General features: G+C 61.8%; 2 protein-coding genes. One reads left to right on the plus strand and one right to left on the minus strand.

The genetic code is table 11. The features are described 5' to 3' along the window. A partial coding sequence (locus tag ACFFAR_RS24070) for an Rne/Rng family ribonuclease (RefSeq protein ID WP_375508592.1) occupies window positions 1-3,171 on the minus strand: 3,171 nt, incomplete at its 3' end. 934 nt (window positions 3,172-4,105) lie between these two features. On the opposite strand from ACFFAR_RS24070, the gene ACFFAR_RS24075 reads away from it, so the two are divergent. Beyond that, window positions 4,106-5,100: RluA family pseudouridine synthase (locus tag ACFFAR_RS24075; RefSeq protein ID WP_375508593.1), on the plus strand; the 995-nt coding region annotated here is incomplete at its 3' end.

Below are 5,100 nucleotides of genomic sequence, written 5' to 3' on the forward strand. Positions count from 1 at the left end.
TTCGGGCGAGACCGGGGCAACCGCGGGCGCCGGAGCAACCGGGGCGGGCGCAGCGGTTTCCACCGCTTCAAAGGCCTTCACCGGCTCGGATACGACCGGTGCAGACGCTTCCGCCACCACGGGCACGGGCGGCGCAATCGCAGATACCATTCCCGATTCCGGCGCTGCCGCAACAGCCGCCGTTTTCAGCGGCTCGGCAGGCTGGGCAAGCGTTTCAGCGGCTTGCGGTGCTGCTTCGGGCGCGGCCTGAGCTACGACCGGTTCCTCTGCCTTCGGGGTATCGATGAAAGGACTCGCCGGCTTTTCTTCCGCTACCTTCGGCGTCGGGCCAAACGGGTTTTCGACGGGCCGCGGTGCTGCCGGCTTCTCGAACACGTTGATCGCCGGCGTTTCAGCATGCGGCGTGTGAACTTCATGCGCCTCGTGCTGCACCACGAACCCTTCGGCTTCGGCGTGCTTCGCTTCGATCGATTCTGCAACTGGCTGCGCGGCAGGGATGGAAACCGGCGCGACCGTTTCGACCGGCACGGCGCGAACCGGCTCCGGCAATTCCGTCACGGCGACCGCGGCAGCGGCAACCGGCTCGACCGTTACAGCCGCCGGGGTTGCTTGAACCGGTTTGGCTGCGGCAGGCGCGAACTCGCGCGTGTCGTCGCCATCGGTATCGAATACGCCGGCTTGAGCGCGTTCCGGATCGGTGCTTTCAGCCGTGCCTTCGCCTTCCGCGATATCCGCAGCCTGATTCACCGTCACGCCTTCTTCTTCACGATCGCGGCGTCCACCACGACGGCCACGACGGCGACGGCGGCGCTCTTCACCTTCACGCGCTGCGCTCGCCTGATCGGCCTGCAATGCGTCGGCGTTGCCGTTTTGCTGGGATTCCTGGCCTGCTTGCGTGTTTTCCGTCAACTCCGACACGACCGTTTCGCCTTGCGTCAATGCTTCGACAGCAGCTTCCGGCTGAGGCTTCTTGCGTTCACCGCGCTCCGGACGATCGCCACGGTCACGACGCTCACCTCGATCGGCGGCTTCCGTACGTTCGCGGTTGTCGCGCGATTCGCGCGGCTCGCGTGGCTCACGCTGTTCGCGCGGCTCGCGGCCTTCGCGTGCCTCACGCGGCTCGCGGCCTTCACGGCCACCACGCGGTTCCCTTGGCTCGCGCGGTTCGCGACCCTCACGGCCTTCACGTGGTTCACGCGGTTCGCGTGCTTCCTTCGGTTCCCGTTCCTCGCGGCGCGGGTTTTGACGGCCGCCCGCCGTACCTGGCGTGGCTGCTGCCGTACCTGCAACAGCCGCTGCGCTGTCACGCGATCCGGTGCCACCCCGGCGATTGCGGTTCCGGTCACCCCCTTGTCCCGACCGTTCCGGCCGATCGCCGCGGGCCGGACGTACCGGCGCGGGCGTGACGACTGGCGCCGGCGCCGGCTTCACTTCCGGCTGCACGCCAAACAGGTTCTTCAACCAGCCGATGAACCCGCCAGTCGATGCCGCCACCGGCGCGGGTGCCGCGACCGGAGCCGCCGCGACCTTCACCGGCGCGCTAGGCGCGGGAGAAGCTGGCGTGATGCCCTTGACCATCGCTTCCTGCTTGGGCTTCACTTCCTCGGTGCGCTTGCTGTAACCCGTTTCGGATTCCAGTTCGTGCGCGGCTTCCTCGGCCATCTTCCACGATGCACGCGGCTCGTCCAGACGTGTATCGTCGTGACGCAGGCGTTCCAGCTTGTAGTGCGGCGTTTCGAGATGCTTGTTCGGGATCAGCACGACGTTGACCTTGAAACGCGACTCGATCTTGTTGATTTCCGAACGCTTTTCGTTCAGCAGGAAAGCGGTGACTTCCACCGGCACCTGGCAATGAATTGCCGCGGTGTTTTCCTTCATTGCTTCTTCCTGAATGATCCGCAGCACTTGCAGCGCGGACGATTCGGTGTCACGGATATGGCCCGTGCCGTTACAACGCGGGCAGGTCACATGGCTGCCTTCGGACAACGCCGGACGCAGGCGCTGACGCGACAGTTCCATCAAACCGAAGCGCGAAATCTTGCCCATTTGTACGCGCGCACGATCGTGCTTCAACGCGTCTTTCAGGCGCTGCTCGACTTCGCGCTGGCTCTTGGCCGACTCCATATCGATGAAGTCGATCACGATCAAGCCGCCCAGATCGCGCAGGCGCAACTGGCGCGCGACTTCGTCGGCAGCTTCGAGGTTCGTGCGTGTCGCCGTTTCCTCGATGTCCGCGCCCTTGGTCGAGCGGGCCGAGTTCACGTCGATGGCAACCAGCGCTTCCGTGTGGTCGATCACGATCGCGCCGCCCGAAGGCAACGGCACCGTGCGCGAATACGCGGTCTCGATCTGGTGTTCGATCTGGAAACGGGAGAAGAGGGGTACGTCGTCGTGATAGCGTTTAACTTTGCTCAAGTTATCCGGCATCACGATGTCCATGAAGGCGCTGGCCTGGTCATGGATCTCGGTGGTATCGATCAGGATTTCGCCGATATCCGGCTGGAAGTAATCGCGGATCGCGCGGATCACGAGGCTGGATTCGAGATAAATCAGCATCGGCTTGCCGGCTACGCCGCTTTGCGACGCCGCTTCCACCGCGCGCCACAATTGCATCAGGTAGTTCAAATCCCACTGCAGTTCTTCAGCCGAGCGGCCGATCCCTGCCGTACGCGCGATGATGCTCATGCCTTCCGGCAAGTCGAGCTGGGCCATCGTTTCGCGCAATTCCTGGCGTTCGTCGCCCTCGATCCGGCGCGATACACCGCCGCCACGCGGGTTGTTCGGCATCAGGACAAGGTAACGTCCGGCGAGGGAAATGAACGTGGTCAGGGCCGCGCCCTTGTTGCCGCGCTCTTCCTTCTCGACCTGGACGATCAGTTCCTGGCCTTCGCGCAGCGCGTCCTGGATGCGCGCGGAGCGCATGTCCACGCCGTCCTTGAAATACTGGCGGGCAACTTCCTTGAACGGCAGGAAACCATGGCGGTCTTCGCCGTAGTTCACAAAACAGGCTTCGAGCGACGGCTCGATGCGGGTGACGACTCCCTTGTAGATGTTGCCTTTGCGCTGTTCGCGCCCGGCGGTTTCGATGTCGATGTCGATGAGTTTTTGCCCATCGACGATAGCGACGCGCAATTCTTCTTGCTGCGTCGCGTTAAACAGCATGCGTTTCATTGGACGGCTCCAGAGCGGCTCTGCCGGCCCCCGTCGAGCGAATTCACGCGGTTGTCAGTCGCGTAAAGCAGGAGGGCGGGCGCGCCGCGCTTATGTGTTTGTTGTCACAAAGCACGCTGGAGCGGGAGTTCTGGCTCGGAGAATTGCCTGGAGCGGGCTTTGCCACCAATGTGCGACGAGATGCGTCGCGACAGGCAGAAAGTCCTGGGCACATGCGAACAGGTTTGACACGCCGTGATTCGACGGCTGTCGGCTTAAGCGGCACAGCACTGCGGCTCGACGTCCGTCAAACGAATCGAGGAGCCGGCAGCGCAGCCAGCAGCAGCCGGATGCATCCTGCAGCAGTCTCTTCCCAGCCGGCGTTTTCTGCGCAACAAAATGTACAAGCAGCGCAATCCAGCAAAACCGCCAGGCTTTCTTCAAAACTGCGGCAGACTGCCGTTGTGGCTTCTCAGGCGCTCGAAGCGCCCGATAACCGCGTTGGGTGTCTCACCTTATGACAATGTCCGCCACGCTTCGCCCGTTTCAGCGCAGCTTGCAGCAGACCCTTGTTTTCTTCGCTACGGCAAAGAGCCGATGTTCCGTTCACCCAATACCTGGTACCCGCCCAATATCGTCTCGATACCTGCCTGATACCCGGGGTCGAATCCGGAAATAAGCCGAATAAAAATCGGCCTTCATCAACTCACGCCGATAAAATTCTTGATCGCCAAAAATCCGTTACCGTGTCGGCGATCGACTCGACCGAACGCGCCTGTGGGCACCGTCCCTGCCGCGCGATATCGCCGTGCGTGCAACTCGTTACTCCGTTTTCCGGGTGAGCAACTGGCCCTGGGCGCAAGTAAAATAACGGTTATCCGCTTGCACCTGTACAGTCTGAGACATCCGGCCAGCTTAGTGGCTTTTTCCAGACTGTCCGCAAATTATATTCAGAATGAATGAGTTAGGCAAAACATCCCATAAAAAGGTCGCAAGCGAACAGGTCTCGATGATCGAGATCGACGAAAATGCGGCGGGTCAGCGCATCGACAATTTTCTACTTCGCGTCTGCAAAGGCGTGCCGAAAAGTCACATTTACCGGATTTTGCGTAGCGGTGAAGTTCGTGTGAACAAAGGGCGCATCGACGCGGCATATCGGCTGGAAATGGGCGACCTGGTGCGCGTGCCGCCTATCCGGACCGCTCAACTGGACGAGACACCCGTTTCTTCCAATGCGCCCGCGGCCGAATTCCCCATACTGTTTGAAGACGATCATCTGATCGTCATCGACAAACCCGCCGGCGTCGCTGTTCACGGTGGCAGCGGCGTAGCCTTCGGTGTGATCGAACAATTGCGCAACGCGCGTCCGCAGGCAAAGTTCCTTGAGCTGGTGCATCGGCTGGATCGCGAGACGTCCGGCGTGCTGATGCTCGCGAAGAAGCGCTCGGCGCTCGTGAACCTGCACGAACAGATGCGCGAAAACAAGATCGACAAACGCTATCAGGCCGTCGGTCACGGCGACTGGCTGGCGGGCTGGGGACGTCGAAGGATCGTGAAAGAATCCTTGCACAAATATCTGACGCCCGAGGGCGAGCGTCGCGTGCGGGTTCAGGACGACGGACTGGCATCGCACACGGTTTTCAACCTGATCGAACGTTTTGACGAATACGCGTGGGTCGAGGCCGAACTGAAAACCGGCCGCACGCACCAGATCCGGGTGCACATGGCGCACATCGGCTTGCCGATCGCCGGCGACGCCAAATACGGCGACTTTGCGCTGAACAAGAATCTCGTCCGCCCGAACGCCGATCCGTCGCTCAAACGCATGTTCCTGCACGCTTTCCGGCTGAAACTCGTGCATCCGGGCACGGGCGAGACGCTTCAGGTCGAAGCGCCGCTGCCGGCCGAGTGCCGGCGCTTTATCGAACAACTTAAAAATCCGACAAGAGA

Origin of the sequence: uncultured Caballeronia sp., from assembly GCF_964243625.1 — a bacterium.
Lineage (GTDB): Bacteria > Pseudomonadota > Gammaproteobacteria > Burkholderiales > Burkholderiaceae > Caballeronia.